18 protein-coding genes are annotated in these 17,884 nt (G+C 71.2%); 13 read left to right on the forward strand and 5 right to left on the reverse strand.

What is annotated here, in order from left to right; translation table 11 throughout:
• Positions 1–14 precede the first annotated feature (14 nt).
• From G6045_RS02305 to G6045_RS02315, 3 genes are read left to right on the forward strand one after another with little or no spacing between them, the layout of a single operon-like run.
• On the forward strand, positions 15–1,115 hold the full coding sequence (locus G6045_RS02305; protein WP_165330164.1) for an acetamidase/formamidase family protein: 1,101 nt from the start codon (positions 15–17) through the stop codon (positions 1,113–1,115).
• Between the two features lie 35 nt (positions 1,116–1,150).
• Positions 1,151–2,419 carry an amidohydrolase family protein gene (locus tag G6045_RS02310; protein WP_165330045.1) on the forward strand — a complete coding sequence of 423 codons (1,269 nt, stop codon included), beginning with the start codon at positions 1,151–1,153 and terminating at the stop codon, positions 2,417–2,419.
• A 3-nt stretch (positions 2,420–2,422) separates the two neighbouring features.
• The gene (locus G6045_RS02315; protein ID WP_235967472.1) at positions 2,423–3,037 is read left to right on the forward strand and encodes a DUF1097 domain-containing protein; all 615 of its coding nucleotides are present in this window, start codon (positions 2,423–2,425) and stop codon (positions 3,035–3,037) included.
• Positions 3,038–3,058: 21 nt separating this feature from the next.
• Here the strand turns inward: G6045_RS02315 and G6045_RS02320 are convergent, their stop codons facing one another.
• Complete coding sequence (locus tag G6045_RS02320; protein ID WP_165330046.1) at positions 3,059–3,466, reverse strand: RidA family protein; 408 nt, start codon at positions 3,464–3,466, stop codon at positions 3,059–3,061.
• Positions 3,467–3,579: 113 nt separating this feature from the next.
• Here G6045_RS02320 and G6045_RS02325 point away from each other — a divergent pair, with 113 nt between their 5' ends.
• From G6045_RS02325 to G6045_RS02335, 3 genes are all read left to right on the forward strand, one after another.
• Positions 3,580–4,197, forward strand: a complete 618-nt coding sequence (locus tag G6045_RS02325) for a TetR/AcrR family transcriptional regulator (protein ID WP_165330047.1) — start codon at positions 3,580–3,582, stop codon at positions 4,195–4,197.
• Positions 4,198–4,307: 110 nt separating this feature from the next.
• Positions 4,308–5,153, forward strand: a complete 846-nt coding sequence (locus tag G6045_RS02330) for a patatin-like phospholipase family protein (protein ID WP_165330048.1) — start codon at positions 4,308–4,310, stop codon at positions 5,151–5,153.
• Positions 5,154–5,234: 81 nt separating this feature from the next.
• Positions 5,235–6,074, forward strand: a complete 840-nt coding sequence (locus G6045_RS02335; protein WP_165330049.1) for a spermidine synthase — start codon at positions 5,235–5,237, stop codon at positions 6,072–6,074.
• A 216-nt stretch (positions 6,075–6,290) separates the two neighbouring features.
• On the opposite strand, the gene G6045_RS02340 is transcribed toward G6045_RS02335, so the two are convergent.
• Positions 6,291–7,364, reverse strand: a complete 1,074-nt coding sequence (locus tag G6045_RS02340; protein WP_165330050.1) for a hypothetical protein — start codon at positions 7,362–7,364, stop codon at positions 6,291–6,293.
• Positions 7,365–7,508: 144 nt separating this feature from the next.
• Between G6045_RS02340 and G6045_RS02345 the strand changes: the two genes are divergently transcribed.
• The 4 genes from G6045_RS02345 to G6045_RS02360 all read left to right on the forward strand — a co-directional run bounded on the left by G6045_RS02345 (position 7,509) and on the right by G6045_RS02360 (position 13,084).
• Positions 7,509–7,961 carry a DUF4442 domain-containing protein gene (locus tag G6045_RS02345; protein WP_206343190.1) on the forward strand — a complete coding sequence of 151 codons (453 nt, stop codon included), beginning with the start codon at positions 7,509–7,511 and terminating at the stop codon, positions 7,959–7,961.
• Positions 7,962–8,243: 282 nt separating this feature from the next.
• On the forward strand, positions 8,244–10,736 hold the full coding sequence (locus G6045_RS02350; RefSeq protein WP_165330051.1) for a beta-glucosidase family protein: 2,493 nt from the start codon (positions 8,244–8,246) through the stop codon (positions 10,734–10,736).
• On the forward strand, positions 10,733–12,358 hold the full coding sequence (locus tag G6045_RS02355; RefSeq protein ID WP_235967473.1) for a carboxylesterase/lipase family protein: 1,626 nt from the start codon (positions 10,733–10,735) through the stop codon (positions 12,356–12,358). Before G6045_RS02350 ends, G6045_RS02355 begins: the two co-directional genes overlap by 4 nt.
• Positions 12,359–12,430: 72 nt before the next feature.
• The gene (locus tag G6045_RS02360; protein ID WP_165330052.1) at positions 12,431–13,084 is read left to right on the forward strand and encodes a DedA family protein; all 654 of its coding nucleotides are present in this window, start codon (positions 12,431–12,433) and stop codon (positions 13,082–13,084) included.
• 40 nt (positions 13,085–13,124) lie between these two features.
• Here the strand turns inward: G6045_RS02360 and G6045_RS02365 are convergent, their stop codons facing one another.
• A complete protein-coding gene (locus tag G6045_RS02365; RefSeq protein WP_165330053.1) occupies positions 13,125–13,718 on the reverse strand; it encodes an MBL fold metallo-hydrolase in 594 nt (197 codons plus the stop codon).
• An 81-nt stretch (positions 13,719–13,799) separates the two neighbouring features.
• Between G6045_RS02365 and G6045_RS02370 the strand changes: the two genes are divergently transcribed.
• Positions 13,800–14,753, forward strand: a complete 954-nt coding sequence (locus G6045_RS02370) for a GlxA family transcriptional regulator (RefSeq protein ID WP_165330054.1) — start codon at positions 13,800–13,802, stop codon at positions 14,751–14,753.
• 87 nt (positions 14,754–14,840) lie between these two features.
• Here the strand turns inward: G6045_RS02370 and G6045_RS02375 are convergent, their stop codons facing one another.
• Positions 14,841–15,380, reverse strand: coding sequence for a gamma carbonic anhydrase family protein (locus G6045_RS02375; protein ID WP_165330055.1), 540 nt, complete (start codon positions 15,378–15,380; stop codon positions 14,841–14,843).
• Positions 15,381–15,483: 103 nt separating this feature from the next.
• Here G6045_RS02375 and G6045_RS02380 point away from each other — a divergent pair, with 103 nt between their 5' ends.
• Positions 15,484–16,269: an acyltransferase gene (locus G6045_RS02380; protein WP_165330168.1), complete on the forward strand. Its 786-nt coding sequence runs from the start codon at positions 15,484–15,486 to the stop codon at positions 16,267–16,269.
• A 13-nt stretch (positions 16,270–16,282) separates the two neighbouring features.
• On the opposite strand, the gene G6045_RS02385 is transcribed toward G6045_RS02380, so the two are convergent.
• The gene (locus G6045_RS02385) at positions 16,283–17,149 is read right to left on the reverse strand and encodes a DMT family transporter (protein ID WP_165330056.1); all 867 of its coding nucleotides are present in this window, start codon (positions 17,147–17,149) and stop codon (positions 16,283–16,285) included.
• Between the two features lie 133 nt (positions 17,150–17,282).
• Between G6045_RS02385 and G6045_RS02390 the strand changes: the two genes are divergently transcribed.
• Positions 17,283–17,855, forward strand: coding sequence for a helix-turn-helix domain-containing protein (locus G6045_RS02390; protein ID WP_165330057.1), 573 nt, complete (start codon positions 17,283–17,285; stop codon positions 17,853–17,855).
• Positions 17,856–17,884 lie beyond the last annotated feature (29 nt).

Raw genomic sequence — 17,884 nt, forward strand, 5'->3', positions numbered from 1 at the left:
CCACTGCACCCCGCATCCCCACTGACCTCCCCGTCGACGGCGCGCATCACCTCCGTACGACAGCCAAGACGGCGCGCTGGGGCGAACTCCCGCACGCCGGCAGCGCACCCGTCCTCACTGTGGCCGACGGCGAGACCCTCACCCTCGACCTCGTCTCGCACGAAGGGATCCTCCCGGACCAAGGGCGCGATCCGGTCGCGTTCTTCGGCGAGTTCGGCGTGCGGGCCCACGAAGTCCTCGCCGACGCCCGCGAGATCGCCGAGTCCGCGCTGGGACGTGACGAGGAAGTGCTGCCAGGACCGCACATCGTCACCGGCCCGGTCGCGGTACGCGGCGCCGCACCAGGCGATCTGCTGCGGGTGGAAACCCTCTCGCTGCACCGCCGCGCCCACTACGGCATCGTCGCCAACCGCCACACCCGAGGCGCCCTGCCCGGGGAACTCCCCGACGACAACGCCGAATTGACCGGACCCGACCTATTGCGCGGACCGACCGGCACCATCAGCGCCTTCTGCACGGTGGACGACTCCGAGCGCGGCGTCCTGCGCTACACCGACACCCTCAGTGCCCGCTTCCCGCTCGGCCCCTTCGCTGGGATCATGGGCGTCGCGAGCGGCACCGAGGGCACCCCGCTCAGCTCCATCCCACCCGGCGTCCACGGCGGCAACCTGGACGTCAAACACCTGACGTGCGGATCGTCCTTGTACCTTCCCGTACAAGCCGAGGGCGCCGGCTTCTACGCGGGCGATCCGCACTTCGCCCAGGGCAACGGCGAGGTGGCCCTCACGGCGTTCGAGGCGCCGCTGCGGGCCACCTTCCGGCTCTCGCTGATCCGTGGAGATGCGGCCCGCCGCGTACAGGGTCTGGCCGGAGAACCGTTCGCAGAGACCGCCACGCACTGGATCGCGATCGGACTCGACGCCGACCTCGACGAGGCGATGAGCCAGTGCGTACGCGCCGCGCTCGCCTTCCTCACCGCCACCACCGGCATGGACCGGCAGACGGCATACGCCTATCTGAGTGCCGCCGCGGACTTCGAGGTTTCGCAGGTGGTCGACCAGGTCAAAGGCGTGCACTGCCTGATCCGCAAGGCCGACTTCCCCGGCGAGCAGTGAGCACGCCGGCACCTGCCGCAGCCAAGGAGAGACCTGTGACGGACCTGCTGCTCCGCGACGTGCGCGTCGAGAACGCACCCGACCCGACCGATGTACGGATCGAAGCCGGCCGGATCGAGGAGACCGGCCCCGGCCTCACCGCGCCCGACGGCACCGAGGTGTTCGACGGCGAGGGCCGGGTGCTGCTCCCCGGCCTGGTCGAGACGCATCTGCACCCGGACAAGGCGCTGCTCGACGCCATCCGCCCCAACCCGACCGGCACCCTCGACGGAGCGATCCGCGTCACGGGCGAGCTGAAGCGGCAGTTCACCCACGACAGCGTGCGCGCACGGGCCGAACAAGTCCTCGCCATGTGCGTACGCAACGGAACCACGACCGTACGCGCGCACCCGGACGTGGACCCGATCGCCGGCCTGACCGGCCTGGAGGTGATGCTCGAACTGCGCGCCGCCTGGGCCGACTTGGTGAGCATCCAGATCGTCGCCTTTCCGCAGGAGGGCATTTTCAAGGCCCCCGACACCCACACCCTGCTGCGCAAGTCCCTTGACGCCGGGGCGGATGTGGTCGGCGGCTGCACGTACGCGGAGAGGGACCTGGCGGACTGCAAACGCCACGTCGAACTCGTCCTCGACCTCGCCGTCGAATACGGCGTGCCCGCCGATATGCACTGCGATTTCTCCGACGACGCCTCCGATCCGCGCTTCGCCCTCGCCGGCTTCATCGCCGAACAGACGGCGGCCCGCGGCCTCGGCGGCCGCGTGGCCCTCGGCCATGTGACCTCGCTCGGGGCGCTGCCGCCGGCCGAACGCCGCGCCGTCGCCGCCGACCTCGCCCAGGCCGGGGTGGCGATCGTCCCGCTCCCGGCCACGGACCTCTTCCTGGGCGGCCGGGGCGACGAACAGGCGGTACGCCGCGCGATCACACCCGTACGCGACCTCTGGGACGCGGGCGTGCTCATGGCCTGCTCGAACAACAACATCCGCAATGCCTTCACCCCGTACGGCACCGGCGACCTGCTCGACACGGCGCTCCTGCTGGCCCGACTCGCGCACCTTTCCGGACCCGCCGACCTGCACCGCGTCCTGCGGCTCGTCACCCACGACGCGGCCCTCGTCGCCGGCCTCCTGGACTACGGCGTCCACGTGGGCGCGCGCGCCGATCTGGTGATCGTCGACACCCGCGACTACGACGCGGTGCTGCTCGAGCGGCCCGTACGCACCGCAGTGATCAAGGCGGGCCGGATCGTGGCCCGTTCCACGTACAGCTCGGAACTCACCGTCCCCGTGCGCGCCTTGGAGGCCTAGGACATGACCGAAACGAAAGCGGGTCCCGCGACCGCCGCTCCCGCCCCGGTGATGCGCGAACGCATACCGCACGAGATCGTGGCCTCCGTGCTCGCCGCGACCACGGCGTTCATCGGCGGCAACGCCCTGCATCTGCCCCCGTGGGCGATCTTCATCGCCTGGGCGGGCACCTTCCTGCTCGGCGGCCCCAACCTCGCCAACGCCAAGCGCCTTTGGTGCGCGATGCCGATGGGCTCCACGTTCGCGCTGATCATCGTGCTTCTGGAGACCAACGCGGGCACTGCCTTCGGCGAGAGCCAGCTGGCCCGCAACTTCTTCGCCGCGCTGTGCATCCTCGTCGTCAACACGACCCTGATGTACACCGGCCGCCTGCCGCTGTTCTCCCTGATCCCCGGCATGTTCTTCGGCTTCGCTTCCTTTTTCGCGACCTTCTTCGGCGGCTTCGGATACGACGCGGGCAACGCCTGGTCGGCCTGGGTCTGCGTGATCGCGATGAACGCGCTCGGCCCGGTGTTCGCCTGGCTCTCGATCCGGCTCGCGTTCCCGGTGCCGGTCGAGGCGCGCGAGCCCGCAGCTTCGGTGCCCAGGCCGCCGGCTCCGCGCGGCGAATCCGTCTAGCGGCTGCCCGCCGAAGTGCGGCTACTCGAGGACCGCGGTGGCTTCGACCTCGACCAGGAGGTCCGGTTCCCCGAGCGCCGCGACGCCGAGGAGGGTGATCGGCTTGACCGGATCGACGCCGAGCTTCTCGGCCGCCCGGCTCACGCCCTCGCCGAGCAGCGGCATCTTCTCGGGGCTCCAGTCGACGACGTAGACGGTCAGCTTCGCCACGTCGTCGAAGGAGCCGCCGACCCCGGCCAGCGCGGTGGCGATATTGAGGTAGCACTGCTCGACCTGGGCGGCGAGGTCCCCGTCGCCGACGGGCCTGCCGTCGGCGTCACGGGCGACCTGCCCGGCCAGGAAGACCAGCTTCGATCCGGTGGCGACCGACAGCTGCCGGTAGACCTCGGGCTTCGGCAGTCCCTCGGGGTTGATCAGCGTCACGGGCATGAACGGCCTCTTCCTGTGGGTGTCGGTCAGCATCCATCCGGGTGTGGGTCAGCATCCATCCGGGTGTGGGTCAGCATCCATCAAAACATAGCGCTGCTATGTAATGTGAGGTCATGGCGAGGACGAAGGATCCAGCGGTCCGCTCCCTGCTGCTCGACCGGGCCGCACACCTGCTGAGCGCGAGGCAGCCGGTCACCCTGCGCACCCTCGTCGCCGGGACCGGGGTGTCGACGATGGCCGTCTATACGTACTTCGGCGGTATGGACGGCCTGTGGCAGGCCTTGCGGCAAGAGGGCTTCACACGCCTGGCCGCCCGGCTCGCAGGCGTCACGATGTCGGCGGACCCGGTGCGCGACCTCGCCGCGCTGGGCGCCGCCTATCTGGCCAACGCCCTGGAGAACCCCGATCTCTACCGCGTCATGTTCGACGCGCGCTTCGACCTCGAGGACGCCGGCGCCGCCGACGAAACCCTCGACCGCCTCGTCCGCGCCATCGACCGGGCCAAGACGCACGGCCGCTTCCATGGCGAGGTCGAACCCCTGGAACTGGCCACACAGAGCTGGACGATCGGCCACGGACTCGCCTCACTCGTCGCCACGGGCCCCCTGCCGCACCAGGCACTCACGCACGGAGTGCCTCTGCTGACCGCACTGTTCACCGGCGCGGGAGACGAACCCGCCCGCTGCCGCCGCTCGGTCGAGCGCGGCTGGGGACGGCTGCTTCCCGCCTGAGGCAAACAACAGACCCTGGTGCACATCCCGGTGCCCGCTCTGCATACTCCTCGGTAGGCAGAACGGGCAGCAACGGGCAGCACAGTCGGCGATACGGAGATGGGGCATCCATGAGCGACACGGCACTCGTACTGGGCGGCGGCGGGCTCACCGGCATCGGCTGGGAGATCGGCATCCTGCACGGACTCGCCCGCGCCGGCGTCGACCCGACCGGAGCCGACCTCGTCGTGGGGACGTCGGCGGGCTCCGTCGTCGGAGCGCAGCTGACCTCCGGTGTGCTGTCGCTCGACGAGCTGTACGAGCGCCAACTCGTCGACCCCAAGGGCGAGATCCCGGCCACCATGGGCCCCGCGATGATCGCCCGGTACGCCTGGGGGGTCGTGCGCTCCCGTGACGCCAAGGCGTACGGCATCCGGATGGGCAAGATGGCCTCGGCCATCCGCACGGCGCCCGCGGAGGACCGGCGCGAGGTGATCGCCCAGCGGCTGCTCTCGCACGACTGGCCCGCCGACCGCCGTCTCGTGGTCACCGCGGTGGACACCACGACCGGTGAACTCGCGCCCTTCGACCGGGACAGCGGGGTCGGCCTGGTCGACGCGGTGTCCGCGAGCTGTGCGGTGCCCGGGGTGTGGCCGCCCATCACCATCGACGGACGGCGCTACATCGACGGCGGTGTGCACTCCTCCGCCAACGCCGCGCTGGCCGCCGGCTACGCCAAGGTCCTGATCGTCGCGCCCATCGCGATGGGCGGCGGCCCGCTGCCCACGCCCCGGGCCCAGGCGGCGAAGCTCGCCGCCGCCGGCTCGAAGGTCGTGCTGATCACCCCGACCCGCGAGGCCCGCCGCACCTTCGGCCGCAACGTCCTCGACCCGGCCCGCCGCGCACCCGCCGCCCGCTCGGGACTGGCCCAGGCGGCGGCGCACGTGGACGAGGTCAGGAGGCTGTGGCAGGACTGAGGGCCGGGGCCCGCACCCCGACGGTGTGCGGACCGCGACGCCGAACCCCCGGGGGAGAGCCCCGACCGGCACAATGGAGCGGTGGACGAGCCGATACCCGTGATGCGCACCGTGGACCACGGTGTCGCCAAGCTGATGCCCGATGTGGACCGGCCACGGGCCTGGCTCCTGACCGTCGACGGCGCGCCCCAGTCGTATGTCGATCTCGATGACCCGACGCATCTGGAGTTCGAGTACGCGCGCCGCCTCGCCCACGCCATCGACTCCCTCGACGGCGGACCGGTCGACGCCGTCCACCTCGGCGGCGGTGCGCTGACGCTGCCCCGCTATCTCGCGGCGACCCGCCCCGGCTCACGCCAGCACGTCGTCGAGGCCGACCAGGGGCTGCTCGCGCTGATCGCCGAGCAGCTGCCGGTGGCCGAGGACGCGGGGATACGGATGTACGGCGCCGATGCCCGCGGCTGGCTGGAATCCGCCGCGGACACCTGCGCGGATCTGCTCGTGGCCGATGTGTTCGGCGGCTCCCGGGTGCCCGCGCATCTGACGACCCTCGGCTATGCCCGCGAGGCCGAGCGTGTGCTGCGCCCCGGCGGCGTCTACCTCGCGAACCTCGCGGACGGCGCGCCTTTCACGTTCCTGCGCTCCCAACTGGCCACGTTCCAGGCGGTGTTCGGGCACCTGGCGCTGATCGCCGAGCCCGGCGTCCTGCGCGGCCGCCGCTTCGGCAACGCGGTCCTCGTCGCCGCCCACCACGAACTGGACACCGCCGAGCTGGCCCGCCGCACCGCCGCCGACGCCTTTCCCGCGCGCGTGGTGCAGGGCCAGGCGCTGGTCCGCTTCATCGACGGCGCGAAACCGGTCGACGAGGCCGACGCGGTGGCGTCACCCGAGCCGCCCGGCGGCACGTTCAGCATCGGCTGACACCGGGGCGGCCGGTGTGAGTCCCTCGCGGCGGCCGGTCCGCGACCGCGCCGCCTATCAAGCGAATAGGTGCGCCCGGCCCAAGAAGGCAGACAGAAGCGGGCGGACGGGGCCGGGGTGGGATTCGCCCCGGAACTCTCCCTGTCCGCCCGCTCGGTGGCCAACTGCGTTTCCGCACGCCGGGGCGAGGGGCATGCGCAGACGCGGCGGCGTGGATCAGTCGGTCTCGGTGGGGTCGCCCGCCAGGCGGACCGTGCCCAGGATCTTCATGATCGTCTCGTCGGTCAGTTCGCCCTCCACGCCCGTGGGGGCGTGCAGGCTCCAGGAGACGAAGTCATCCGCGGAGTTCTTGAACCCGAACGTGATCGCCTTGCCGTCCGAGGCGCACTTGCCCTTGTCCGGCGTGTTCTTCGAACGGGCCCAGCCGTAGGCGCCCTTGACGCCGGACGTGGTGGTGAACGGCGTGCCCTTCTTGTCCCACGTCATGCTCTTCTTGTCCGGCTGCGTATAGCCGCCGTAGACCCACCGGGGTGCGTCGCTGAGGATGATGTCGTCGAAGTTCTTGGCGCCGTTGGAGCCCTTGGTGCCGGCCGTGGCAAGCGCCGTGGAGTCCTTCTTGCCGTCCTTGTCGTCGTCCGCCTCGCACCAGGTCTTCTTGAAGTACGCGGGTGCGGACATGATGATCAGCGGCGCGATCTCGTCGGGCTTCTTCACGTCCTCGAAGCCCACCATCATCGACGGGGAGTCGACCTCCCAGTCCGCCGGTACGTCGAAGGCCGTGCCCCGCTTGGGGTTGACGACGACCTTCCAGCCGGGGATCACCGGGTCGATGGTGGAGCCGGTGCCGCGCGGGTTGTCCTCCTCGGATGCCGAGGGGGACGGGCTCTTGGGTGCGGAGGACGTCTTGTCCCCGCCCTTGGCGGTGTCCGACTTCTTGTCGTCGTCCTTGCCGAGCACGAGGTAGCCGGTGACACCTGCCGCGACCACCACGGCCGTCGCGGCGATGATCGCGACGAGCTTGGTGCGGTCACCGCCACCGCTGCCACCGCCCTGCGGCGGCTGAGGGCCGCCGGCCAGGCTCGGGGCGTTCCACGCCTCCGGTCCTGGCTGCTGATAGCCCTGCTGCTGCTCACCTGTCTGCGGATAGCCCGGCTGCTGATAAGGGTTCGGCTGCTGGAATCCCGGCTGCTGATAGGGATTCGGCTGCTGGTACCCCGGCTGCTGGTACGGGTTCTGGTTGGCGTCCTGCGGGTTCTGCTCGCCCCCGGGCGGCTGCTGTCCTGGCCACATGGCGCCTAACGATAGAGGGGAGGTCCAAGGGTGGCCACGGCCGCCCCCGATTGTGACGAGCTCGGCACACAGCACACCGTTACGCCCGACTGTGCGGAAGAAGGGTATGGTCAAGCACGCTTACCGGTCGGTAACATCCGGTTCATGAGCACAGAGCAGATGTCGATCGGCGAGATGCTCGCCGCGACCGTCCCGATGGCCCGCACCCTGAACCTCGAGTTCGGCGAGACCAGCCCCGAGCGGGCCGTGGTCTCCCTGCCGGACCAGGGCGACTTCCACAACCACGTCGGCGGCCCGCACGCCGGCGCGATGTTCACGCTGGGGGAGTCCGCGAGCGGGGCGATCGTGCTCGCCGCCTTCGGCGACCAGCTCTCGCGCGCGGTGCCGCTCGCCGTACGCGCCGACATCGCGTACAAGAAGCTCGCCATGGGACCGGTCAAGGCCATCGCGACGCTGGGCCGCCCAGTGGCGGACGTCGTCGCCGAGCTCGACGAGGGCAAGCGTCCCGAGTTCCCCGTCGCGATCGAGATCCGGCGCGAAGACGGCGCCGTGACCGGGGAGATGACGGTGGTGTGGACCCTGCGCCCCAACAGCTGACCGGCTTCAACACCTGAACGCAGGCCCCTTCCGGGGTCCCCTCCAGGGTCGACGCGCCCGCTGCATTCCACCCCGCAGCGGGCGCGTTTTTGGTTTTCCGTTCACCTTATTGACACGAGTCAGTGACGGTCATACGTTTCCCGGCGTAACCCGTGGTGTCTGACGGCTCGTCAACTCTCCCTTGTCGCATAGTGCGTCTATTGCGTTCAAAGAGCGAACGCCGACTGCCCGTTGGCACGTGTAAGTGCATCGTCGTTCCATGTACAGAAGGAGTCACGGCTCATGCCAGCAAGTGCCTCGCAAGTCTCGCGTCGCTCCGCCCTTCGACTGTTCGGTACCGCGGTCGCCGTGGCCACCGCCGCGACCGCCGGTGTCGCGGTGCCCGCCCACGCGGCGAGCGCCACCCGCGGCCCCGGCCGCACCGCGGGTCCGCGGGTGGAAGCGCTGATCGCCCGGCTGACCCTCGACGAGAAGATCTCGCTGCTGCACGGCGCCGACGACCCCAGAGCCCTCGGCCAGGCCGGCTACATCCCGGGTGTGCCCCGCCTCGGCATCCCCGAGCTGCGCCTGGCCGACGGTCCGGCCGGTGTCCGCGTCAAGGAACCGGCCACCGCGCTGCCCGCCCCGGTGCTGCTCGCCTCCACCTTCGACCCCGCGCTTGCCCGCGCCTACGGCAAGGTCATCGGCCGCGAGGGCCGTGCGCTGGGCCAGGATGTGCTGCTCTCGCCGATGTGCAACCTGATCCGCACCCCGTACGCGGGCCGGAATTTCGAGACCTTCGGAGAGGACCCGCTGCTCAGTGCGGACATGGTCTCCGAGGAGATCCGGGGCATCCAGGGCGAGGGTCTCGTCGCGACGGTGAAGCACTTCGCGATGAACAATCAGGAGAAGGACCGCAACACGATCGACGTGTACGCGGACGAACAGACGATGCACGAGACCGAGCTGCGCGCCTTCGAGGCCGCCATCGCCGCCGGGGCGGGCTCCGTCATGGGCGCGTACAACAAGGTCAACGGCACCTTCGCCTGCGAGAGCAAGGAACTGCTCACCGACATCCTGCGCGAGCGCTGGGGCTTCGACGGCTGGGTGATGACCGACTGGTTCGCCGCGCACAGCACCGTGGAGGCGATCACCGCCGGTCTCGACATGGAGATGCCCGGCGGGATCTACTTCGGCGCCGCCCTGAAGAAGGCCGTGCAGGGCGGCAGCGTGCCCGAGTCCGCCGTCGACCGCTCCGTGCGCCGGTTGCTCTCCGTGATGGACCGCTTCGGGCTCCTCGACGGCTCCATCGGCCCGCGTCCGGCCCGTGACGCCAAGGCCGGCGCCCGTACCGCCCTGGAGATCGCCAAGGCCGGAGCCACCCTGCTGCACAACCGCCGCGGCACCCTTCCGCTCCAGGGCCACGCGGCCCGCAGCATCGCGGTCATCGGCCCGACCGGCAAACAGCCCTTCGTCAGCGGCGGCGGCAGCGCCCATGTCATCCCCGACCACTCCGACACCCCGCTCGACGCGATCCGCGCCCGGGCCGGACGCGGCGCGCAGATCTCGTACGCCATGGGCGAGGACCTGTACGGCAAGGCGCTCCCCAAGGGCGCGCTCAGCCCGGGGTTCGACTCCGAGGGCCAGGGGGTCGCGGCCGGTGCGACCTGGACGTACGACGGGACGCTCGACGCCGACGAGGCCGGGGAGTGGACCTTCGTGATCCACTACTCCGGCGCAGAGCGGCCCAAGGTGCACTTGGACGGCGAGGAGCTGTTCCCGCTCGCTCCGGGCGTCGGGGAGTTCTTCTCCGGCGGACTGATCAATGCGGCGCCCGACGGGCTCTCCGTGCGCCGCAAGACCCTGGACGTCGCCGAGGGCGGACGCCGGCTGACGATCACCGCCAAGGGCGGCGACAACGGCCAGATCTTCCGTATCCGCAGAGTGACCGCCGCGACCCGCGCGCAGGATGTCGCCGAGGCAGTACGGGCCGCGCGGCGGGCGCACAGTGTGGTGCTCTTCGCGTACGAGGACGCCACCGAGGGCATGGACCGCACCACCATCGCGCTGCCCGGGCACCAGGAGGCGCTGATCAAGGCGGTCACGGCCGTCAATCCGCGTACGACGGTCGTCCTGAACACCTCGTCGGCGACCTCGATGCCGTGGCTTGCACGGACCGGTGCGGTGCTCCAGATGTACTACCCGGGCCAGGAGGGCGCCGCCGCCACCACCGCGGTCCTCTTCGGCGACTGCGACCCGGGCGGCCGGCTCACCCAGACCTTCCCGCTCGACGACGCCACCCACCCGACGGCCGGCGACCCGGTGCGCTACCCGGGCGTGAACGGGCGCCAGGAGTACACCGAGGGCGTGCACATCGGATACCGCTGGTACGCGGCCGAGGGGAAGCGGTCCTTGTTCCCCTTCGGGCACGGACTCTCGTACACGTCGTTCCACTACAGCGAGCTCGATGTGCGCGAGGACGACGGGGGGCTCGAGGTGAGCTTCACCGTGCGCAACACGGGGCGGCGCAGCGGAGTCGATGTCGCCCAGGTGTATGTCGGACCCTCGCGTGAACTCTCCGTCGAACAAGCCGAGTTGGCGCTCGCGGGCTACCGCAGGCTCACGCTGCGGGCCGGGGAGCGGCGCAGGGTCACCGTCAAGGTGGCGCGGCGGTCGCTGTCCTCGTGGGACAGCAAGCGGCACGACTGGGTGCTCGGCACCGGGCGGCGCGCGGTGCAGGTCGGCGCCTCGGCCGGCGACCTGCGGCTGCGGACCGTGGCGAAGGTGGGGCGATGACCATGAGGATGTCCGCGATACGCAGGCGAGTCGGCCTCTTCGTCGCAGCGGTGCTCGCGGCGGGCACCCCGGTGCTCGCCGCCGGGCCCGCCCAGGCCCGCGCGGACCACGACACGGTGGTGCACACCACCGGCGGCCTGGTCCGCGGTGAACGCACCGACGCGGGACGGCAGTTCCTCGGCATCACCTACGCCGAGCCGCCCGTCGGCCGGCTGCGGTGGAAGGAACCGCAGCCGGTGCGTCCGTGGCTCGGCGTCCGCGACGCGACCTCGTACGGCAACCGCTGCGTACAGGGCGCGAGTTGGGACCCGGGCTACGAGCGGCCGAGCCTCACCGAGGACTGTCTCGCCGCCAATGTCTACGTGCCCGAGTCGCCTCGGTCGGCGGGGGCCGGGCGCCCGCTGCCCGTCATGGTGTGGCTGCACGGCGGCGGACTCACCGCGGGCGCCGGCGCGGACATCGTGCCCGACGAGTTCGCCGAGCGGACCGGAACGGTCGTCGTCACGGTCAACTACCGCCTCGGAGCACTGGGTTTCCTCGCCACCGAAGGGCTCGACGGCGAGGCGGGCGACGGGGTGTCCGGCAACTTCGGGATGCAGGACCAGCAGCTGGCGCTGCGCTGGGTGCAGTCCAACATCGGCCGCTTCGGCGGCGATCCGGGCCGGGTGACCATCGCGGGCGAGTCCGCCGGCGGCGGTTCGGTGTGCAACCAGCTCGCCTCGCCCACCGCGAAGGGGCTCTACCGGGCGGCCGTCATCCAGAGCGGCGCGTACAACGACTGCGCGGCCCGCACGCGGGACAAGGCCGTGGCGGAAGGTGCGGCCTTCGCCAAGAAGGCGGGCTGCCCGGACCCGGCGACCGCAGTCGCCTGTCTGCGGGGGAAGTCGGCGCAGGAGATCCTCACCGCGCAGGCCGGTTTCGGCTGGGCCGCCGTCGTGGGCGGGACGTTCCTGCCGCAGCAGCCCACCCAGGCCTTCGCCTCGGGTGCGGCGGCCGGGATTCCGGTGATGAACGGCGCCAATCAGGACGAGGGCCGGATGTTCGCCTTCGCCCAGTACGACGTCACCGGCACCCCGCTCACCGCCGACCGGTACCCCAAGGCCCTCGAGCAGCTCTTCGGCCCGAAGCTCGCTCCCGAGGTCGAACGCCGTTACCCCGTCGGCGACTTCCCCTCGCCGACCGTCGCGTACGGCACCGCACTGGGCGATCAGCTGATGGCCTGTACGGCGCTGCGGCTCGACCGGACGCTCGCCGGGCGCGGCAAGGTCTACGCGTACGAGTTCGCGGACCGCACCTCGCCGCCGTTCGCCTCCCTGCGCAAGCTCGGGACGGACTTCCCCTTCGGCGCGACCCACGTCAACGAAGTGCAGTACCTGTTCAAGCACTTCGGGCTGACCACTCCGCTGGACGACCAACAGCGGGTCCTGGCGCGGCAGATGGTGCAGTACTGGGGCTCCTTCATCCACGGCTCCCCGCCGCGCGCCCAGGGCGGTCCTGTCATGCCGCACACCGAGGGCCGGGTCCTGAGCCTGCGCACCGCCTCGGCCGGCGGGCTCGAGGTGAGCACGACGGTCGACGAGGACCACCTGTGTGACCTCTGGGACGCGGCCGCCACCGCGTGATCCAGTAGGCTGCCCGGCGGCACATCCGGGTCCGATTTCGACCGGACCGAGGGGGAGTGTGCCGCCGGGCAGATGCGGGTGGACCGGAGGGAACGGGCAGTGCAGGAGTGGCTCGCGTCCGTCCCCGCGATCGCCGTCTACCTCCTGGTCGGGACGATTCTGCTGGTGGAGAGCATCGGCATCCCGCTGCCCGGCGGAGTCATCCTCGTCACCGCGGCACTGCTCGCTTCCCAGTACGGCGAGATCGACCCGTGGCTGCTCGCCGCCGGAGCGGCCGTGGGTGCGGCGTCGGGCACGTTCTGCGGATTCGCGCTCGGGCGGCGCGGTGGGCGTCCGCTCCTCGAGCGGCTCGGCCGGCGCTTTCCCCGCCGCTTCGGACCGACCCAAGTCGCCGCCGCCGAGCGGTCGTTCCGTACGTGGGGCGTGTGGGCCGTCCTGTTCGGGCGCTTCGTCGCCGTGCTGCGGATCTTCACCGGGCCGGTGGCGGGCGTCCTGCGCATGCCGTACTGGCAGTTCGCCCCGGCGAACGCGTGCGGCGCGGTGCTCTGGGCGGGCGTGACGACCGGGGTGGTCTACCACCTGGGCCTGGCCGCCGGGAGCTGGCTCACGCGCTTCTCGCTGGCGGGACTCGCGCTTGGGGCGCTGCTCGCCTGCTGCGCGGTGTGGATCGTACGGAGAAGGCGACGCCCTCCGGCGCCGGAGGGCGCGTCCGCCTCTGCCGACTGACGCGGCCCCCGCCTACGGCCGCACCGCGGTCTCCGGCTGTCTAACGCACCACCGTCTCCTGTGACTTGAACGCCCCGCCATGCCCCGGCACGATCACGTCGGCCGCGGCCAGCACGCGCTCACGGGAGGCGCGCAGCAGCTCGCGGTCCGGGGCCACGGGGTCGTCCGCCGGGCCGTCCACGTGCCACCACAGGTCGCCGGCGAAGGCCACCACTCCCGTCTCCGTGCCCGCGAGGAGCGTGATGTCCTCGGCGCTGTGCCCGGGGGTGCGGATCATCCTCAGCGACGCGGTGAGTTCATAGCCTTCCGCTTCCCGGTTGCGCCACTGGTTGCCGCGGTACTCCACCTTGTGGTCGTGCACGAGGGCCCGGCCGAACAGGCCGACGTTCATGGTGTTGTCCGGGTGGTGGTGGCTGAGGACCACATCGGTGATGTCCTCGGCGCCCAAACCCAGTTCGGCGAGCGGACCGAGGATGTCGTTCCGGTCCGCGACCATCCCGGGGTCGAAGATCACATGCCGGTCCCCGTCGGTCACGTAGGAGACGGTCGCGGCGACTCCGGGGCCGGTGGAGCCCACATAGCCGGTGGTCAGGATCGTGTACGAGGCGCTGCGGCCGCGCGGTGCGTCTGTCATGGCCTCAACTCTGCCGGGCCGGAAGGTCCTGCACGAGTGGCATCAATGCCAGCGATCGCAGGAAACGTGCCACACTGCGGCATGCCTGCCTTCCGTACCGTCGCCGCCTACGTTCCGCCCGGAGCCGGCCTGCTCGCCGTCGGCATCGTCGGCGAGGTGTTCGGCCCGCACGGTCCGGACTTGCCGGGCTTCGACTTCGCCCTGTGTGCGGACCGGCCGGGTCAGGTCCGTACCGACGTCGGTGTACCGATCGCGGTCGAGCACGGTCTCGAGCGGCTGGCCGCCGCCGACTTGGTGCTCGCCCTGCCCGGCGCGGAGTTCCGGGCACCTCCCGAGCCCGCCGTACGGGAGGCCTTGCGCGCCGCGTACGGACGGGGCGCCGTGGTGGCGGCGCACTGTGTCGGCACGTTCACGCTGGCCGCGGCCGGGTTGCTCAACGGCCTCCGGGCGACCACGCATTGGCGGTTCGCCGACCTGCTCACCGAGCACCATCCGGAGGTCGACGTCGACGCCGGGGCGCTGTACGTGGACGAAGGCCAGGTCATCACCGGTGCGGGAGCCGCCGCCGGGTTCGATCTGTGTCTGCATCTGCTGCGGCGGGAGTTCGGCGCCACGCTGGCCAACGCGGTCGCCCGGGACATGGTGCTGCCCTCGCACCGGGACGGCGGACAGGCCCAGTATCTGGCCGCTCCCGTTCCCGAGGACGGCGAGGACGAGCGGCTCGCCGAAGTGCTCGGCTGGGCGCGGGGACACCTTCATCAGCCGCTCCCCGTGGCCGAGTTGGCGCGGCGCGCGGTGATGAGCCGGCGCACCTTCGCCCGCCGTTTCACCGCCGCGACGGGCAGCACACCGCACGCCTGGCTGCGGGACCTGCGGCTCGGGCGCGCGGAGGAGCTCCTGGAGTCGACGGACCTTCCCGTCGAGGAGATCGCCCACCAGGTGGGCTACTCGAGCGCGGCGGTCCTGCGCGAACAGTTCGTACGGCGGCGTGGGGTGCCGCCGCGCTCGTATCGCCGCTCCTTCGGCGCCACTTGAAGCGGGAAGGGGCCGGGTTGCGGCGGGAAGAGGCCAGGTTGCGGCGTGAAGGGGCCGGGCTGCGACGCGAAGGAAGGCCGCCGGGCGCTACGCGCCGCGCTCCTCGTGCGCCGCGCGGTGCGCCTTCGCCAGTTCCGTGTACATCGCCGCGTTGAGCTTGATGCCCTCGCGCTCCTCCTCGGTCAGCGGCCGGCGCACCTTCGCCGGTACGCCCGCGACCAGCGAACCCGGCGGCACCTGCATGCCCTGCGGTACGAGGGCCTGGGCCGCGACCAGGGAACCGGCGCCGATCACCGCGCCGTTGAGGATGGTGGCGCCCATGCCGATGAGGCAGTCGTCCTCGACCGTGCAGCCGTGCACCGTCGCGTTGTGGCCCACCGAGACCCGGTCGCCGATGGTGACGGGGAAGCCGGGGTCGACATGGACCGTGCAGTTGTCCTGGATGTTGCTGTCCGTGCCGAGCACGATCGGGCCGCAGTCCGCGCGGAGCACCGCGTGGTACCAGATGCTGGAGCCCGCCTTGAGGGTCACGTCACCCATGGCGACGGACGTCGGGGCGGCGAACGCCTCCGGGTCCACCTCGGGGTTCTTGCCGCCGACCCCTGCGATCAACGCGCGCTCTGCCATGCCGTGCTCCTTGTTGCTCAAGTCGTGGTGCGCCCAGGGGAACGGTAAGCGAAGGCCGTTGTCCCGCCTCGGGGTGGGTCGAAGATCACAGGTCGTGCCCCTCATGTCCGCGGGCGCGCATGAGTACGGTGTGCGGGTGCCGAACAGGAACACGTTCTCATCGCTGGCCGCGGCCCGCCGCCGCCTGGTCACGCGTACCGTGCACGCCGGCTGGCGCTGGGTGCAGCGGTCGGGAGCCGTCACGGCCGAACGGCCCGGCAAGCTGAAGTTCCGCCGGATCGGGACCGGCACCAAGCTGGCCTTCCCGCAGGGCACCGTGTTCGGCGAGCCCTGGATCGAACTCGGCAACCACTGCATCGTCGGCGAACAGGTCACCCTGACCGCCGGTCTGATGCCCGAGCTCGACCTCGGCCCCGAGCCGATCCTGCGTATCGGCGACGGTGTCGTCCTGGGCCGCGGCAGTCATGTCATCGCCGATACGACGGTGACGATCGGCGCCGACTGCTACTTCGGCCCGTATGTCTACGTCACGTCCACGAACCACAGTTACGACGATCCGCAGGAGCCCGTCGGCAAGCAGTGGCCGCGGATGGAGCCCGTGGAGATCGGGCCCGGCTGCTGGATCGGCACGGGCGCGGTGATCCTGCCGGGCGCCCGGCTCGGCCGCAATGTCGTCGTGGCGGCGGGTGCGGTCGTACGCGGAGACGTGCCGGACCACGCGGTGGTGGCCGGTGCGCCGGCCCGTGTCGTACGGCGCTGGGAGGCCGCGACCGGCTGGCAGCCGCCGCTGCGGACGCCCCCGCCGGTGCCGATTCCGGCGGGGATGACCTCCGAGGAGCTTCTTGCGCTTGCGGAGTGGGTGGACGAGAAGCCCACGCAGGGTGCCTGACCGGACCTGCTGATCAACCGCTCGCCAGCATCACCGTGCCGACCAGCGCAAGCCCCGCACCCGCGGCCTGCACCGCACGCAGCCGTTCCTTGAGCACACCCCGCGCGGCGAGCGCCGTGATCACCGGGTAGAGCGAGGCGAGTACGGCCGCGACGGTCACCGGGCCGTTCTGCGCGGCGATCGAGTACGTACCGTTGGCGGCCACATCGGCGAGACCCACGAAGGCCAGCGCCGGGAACGCGGACCACAGCATCCGGATGCCTTCGCCGCGCGGCAGGACCTCCATGCCCCGCTTGGAGGCGACGTACAGCGCGGTGCCTCCGGCCAGGACGTTGGACACCCGCTGGACGAACAGGGCGAGGAACAGGCCGGTCAGCGTCGTGGAGGCCTCGGCGATCAGCGCCATCACCGCACCGAAACCGAACGCGGCGAGCAGGGTCAGGAACAGGGCCTGCCGCTGCACGGGTGCGCCGCGGAACTGCGGTCCGCCCGCGAGCACGATCCCGACGACGGCCACCGCGATCCCTCCGTACTGGAGCAGCCCGGGCCGCTCGCCGAGCACGAGTCCGACGCCGACCGGCACCGCGACCCCCACCGAACCCAGCGGGGAGACCACACCCATCGGGCCGAGGGCGAGGGCCTTGTAGAAGGAGAGCATCGCCACCGGGCCGACGAGTCCGGCCGCGACGGCGAACCACAGCTGCGGGCCCCACTCGGTCCAGCCGCCGGTCGCGATCACGACCGCGCCGAGCACCACGACCGCGATCGTCTGCGAGGCGACCACCACCGTCAGGGCGGGGATGCGTCGGGTCAGCAGTCCGCCGCCGAAGTCGGCGAGACCCCAGAGCACGCTGGTGGCCAGGGCGAACAGTGCTGTCATGACGGAACCTCGCAGTACAGTGTGTTGAACGATTCGGTGCACCACACCGTAGTTCAATGGACTGGACTATGTCATCCAGGATATTGGACTAAGGGTGCAGGGTGGTGGCCGCGACCGCGGATTAGGGACGGGAATGTCGGATCTCGATCAGCTCACCCAGTCGCTCGCGCGCAACCTCAAGCGCTGGCGCGGCGAGCGGGGTTACACGCTCGACGCGCTCGCCGCCCGCGCGGGCGTCAGTCGCGGCATGATCATCCAGATCGAGCAGGCCCGTACGAACCCGAGCGTCGGCACCACGGTCAAGCTGGCCGACGCGCTCGGCGTCTCCATCACCACGCTGCTCGACTATGAGCAGGGCCCGCAGGTGCGCGTCGTGTCCGAGGACCAGGTCGTACGGATGTGGTCGACGGACGCGGGCAGCCACACCAAGCTGCTGGTCGGCACCGAAGTGCGCGGCCCGTTCGAGCTGTGGGACTGGCTGCTCATGCCGGGCGACGAGAGCTCCTCCGACCCGCACCCGTCCGGCACCGTCGAACTCATCCATGTCACCGCCGGCGAGCTCACCCTCGTCGTCGACGGCGCCCCGCACGCCGTACCGGCCGGATCCTCCGCCTCCTTCGAGGCCAACGTCGCGCACGCGTACCGCAACGCGGGGGACGTACCGGTGGAGATGACCATGGCCGTCCAGATCCCGGCGGCCAACTGACCTTGGGCCTGTCTGGTGGACGGACGGCT

The organism is Streptomyces mesophilus (assembly GCF_011044995.1).
Lineage (GTDB): Bacteria > Actinomycetota > Actinomycetes > Streptomycetales > Streptomycetaceae > Streptomyces > Streptomyces mesophilus.

Excerpts from the sequence above, each read along its gene's own strand:
- G6045_RS02315 (WP_235967472.1), top strand. The coding sequence starts at position 2,423 with ATGACCGAAACGAAAGCGGGTCCCGCGACCGCCGCTCCCGCCCCGGTG.
- G6045_RS02320 (WP_165330046.1), bottom strand. The coding sequence starts at position 3,466 with ATGCCCGTGACGCTGATCAACCCCGAGGGACTGCCGAAGCCCGAGGTC.
- G6045_RS02325 (WP_165330047.1), top strand. The coding sequence starts at position 3,580 with ATGGCGAGGACGAAGGATCCAGCGGTCCGCTCCCTGCTGCTCGACCGG.
- G6045_RS02330 (WP_165330048.1), top strand. The coding sequence starts at position 4,308 with ATGAGCGACACGGCACTCGTACTGGGCGGCGGCGGGCTCACCGGCATC.
- G6045_RS02340 (WP_165330050.1), bottom strand. The coding sequence starts at position 7,364 with ATGTGGCCAGGACAGCAGCCGCCCGGGGGCGAGCAGAACCCGCAGGAC.
- G6045_RS02345 (WP_206343190.1), top strand. The coding sequence starts at position 7,509 with ATGAGCACAGAGCAGATGTCGATCGGCGAGATGCTCGCCGCGACCGTC.
- G6045_RS02350 (WP_165330051.1), top strand. The coding sequence starts at position 8,244 with ATGCCAGCAAGTGCCTCGCAAGTCTCGCGTCGCTCCGCCCTTCGACTG.
- G6045_RS02355 (WP_235967473.1), top strand. The coding sequence starts at position 10,733 with ATGACCATGAGGATGTCCGCGATACGCAGGCGAGTCGGCCTCTTCGTC.
- G6045_RS02360 (WP_165330052.1), top strand. The coding sequence starts at position 12,431 with ATGCGGGTGGACCGGAGGGAACGGGCAGTGCAGGAGTGGCTCGCGTCC.
- G6045_RS02365 (WP_165330053.1), bottom strand. The coding sequence starts at position 13,718 with ATGACAGACGCACCGCGCGGCCGCAGCGCCTCGTACACGATCCTGACC.
- G6045_RS02370 (WP_165330054.1), top strand. The coding sequence starts at position 13,800 with ATGCCTGCCTTCCGTACCGTCGCCGCCTACGTTCCGCCCGGAGCCGGC.
- G6045_RS02375 (WP_165330055.1), bottom strand. The coding sequence starts at position 15,380 with ATGGCAGAGCGCGCGTTGATCGCAGGGGTCGGCGGCAAGAACCCCGAG.
- G6045_RS02380 (WP_165330168.1), top strand. The coding sequence starts at position 15,484 with ATGTCCGCGGGCGCGCATGAGTACGGTGTGCGGGTGCCGAACAGGAAC.
- G6045_RS02385 (WP_165330056.1), bottom strand. The coding sequence starts at position 17,149 with ATGACAGCACTGTTCGCCCTGGCCACCAGCGTGCTCTGGGGTCTCGCC.
- G6045_RS02390 (WP_165330057.1), top strand. The coding sequence starts at position 17,283 with ATGTCGGATCTCGATCAGCTCACCCAGTCGCTCGCGCGCAACCTCAAG.